Source organism: Mucilaginibacter sp. P4_G9 (assembly GCF_056400985.1).
In genome coordinates this window covers 1-1,524 of the sequence record NZ_JBFUKF010000716.1, presented here as the reverse complement: position 1 = coordinate 1,524, position 1,524 = coordinate 1, and the positions used below count along the sequence as shown (strand labels likewise).

The following is a 1,524-nucleotide window of genomic DNA, read 5'->3' as shown; positions in this document are numbered from 1 at the left end:
CCTATATTGGGGTAATACAAGGCATAACCCAAAGCGGCGCGGCAGGCAGCCAAACCTTTAGTTTTGAAGTAAAGCCGAATTATTCACTGCAGGTAAAGTAAAGTACCTGTTTCTTTTGGTATTATGTTCTTTTATAACTCCGAAGTGCGTATATGGTAATTTTTTTAATCCTCTGCAGCATATTTTTGTGGATTCAAGATTAAAGATTTCCTCGTTCCCTTTAGTTGAATAAAAAATTATACACAGTTTTAAATGTAAGTGACATATAACATCCTGTTAGTTAATAAGAACCATAAAACACCTATATATGAAAACTAAATTAAAAGTATTAGCCCTGGCTTTTTTAATGCCATTGAGCATGAGGCTGACCGCCCAGCAAAAGGTAACCGCTCAAGTATGGTCGCAACAAAGGGCAAGGGAATGGTATACTAAAAATCAGTGGCTGGTTGGCAGCGATTTTATACCAAGCAACGCCATAAACCAGCTGGAAATGTGGCAGGCCGATTCGTTTGATCCCAAAACTATTGATCGTGAGCTGGGTTATGCCCAGGGCTTGGGTATGAACGTGATGCGCGTATTTTTACATCACCTTGCCTGGCAGCAGGATCCGGAAGGGTTTAAGAAACGTATGGATCAATATTTGGCCATATCCAGTAAGCATGGCATCAAAACCATGTTTGTGTTTTTTGATGATTGCTGGAACAAAGTCCCCAAAATAGGCAAACAACCAGGTCCAAAACCAGGGATCCATAACTCAGGCTGGATGCAGGATCCCGGGCAACCGGCATCCGAGGAGATGGCCGATTCCCCGGTTTTACAAAAATATGTAAAGGATATTTTAACCCGGTTTGCTACCGATAAACGCATTTTGCTTTGGGATTTGTACAATGAACCAGGCAACTCGGATAAAGGCAATAAATCTTTACCGCTGCTTAAAAACATATTTAAATGGGCAAGGCAGGTAAATCCGGCCCAGCCGCTAAGCGCCGGTGTATGGGCATGGAATTTAGAGGATCTGAATCGTTTCCAGATAGCTAATTCGGATGTGGTTACTTATCACGATTATTCGCCGGAAGCTGAGCACTTAAAAACCGTTCAGTTCCTTAAAATGGTTGGTCGCCCGCTGATCTGTACTGAGTATATGGCCCGCCCGCGTAACAGCCTGTTTAGTACCATATTACCGATGTTGAAAAAGGAAAATGTGGGCGCCATCAACTGGGGTTTTGTATCTGGCAAAACCAATACAATTTATGCCTGGGATGCCCCAATGCCAGATGGCAGCGAACCTAAATTATGGTTTCATGATATCTTTCGCCAGGATGGTACTCCATATAAAACTGATGAAACCGACTTGATTAAAAGCTTAACCGGGAGAGGGAAATAAATATAACGCATTTAGGTGTTCCACCGGAACGCTGGTACGCCCCGAACGGTGTGGAACGCCATTTGTGCTGGTAGTCAGCTGTTTAGTGTTTGTTGAAAATAGAGGTGAAACACTTAATTGTTTGATTATAAGTGTTTTAG

1 protein-coding gene is annotated in these 1,524 nt (G+C 42.5%); it reads left to right on the top strand.

The window, feature by feature from the left end; all coding sequences use genetic code 11:
- Positions 1 to 307: 307 nt before the first annotated feature.
- The gene (locus tag AC1DPZ_RS27010; protein ID WP_477409332.1) at positions 308 to 1,384 is read left to right on the top strand and encodes a cellulase family glycosylhydrolase; all 1,077 of its coding nucleotides are present in this window, start codon (positions 308 to 310) and stop codon (positions 1,382 to 1,384) included.
- The last annotated feature ends 140 nt before the right edge of the window (positions 1,385 to 1,524 follow it).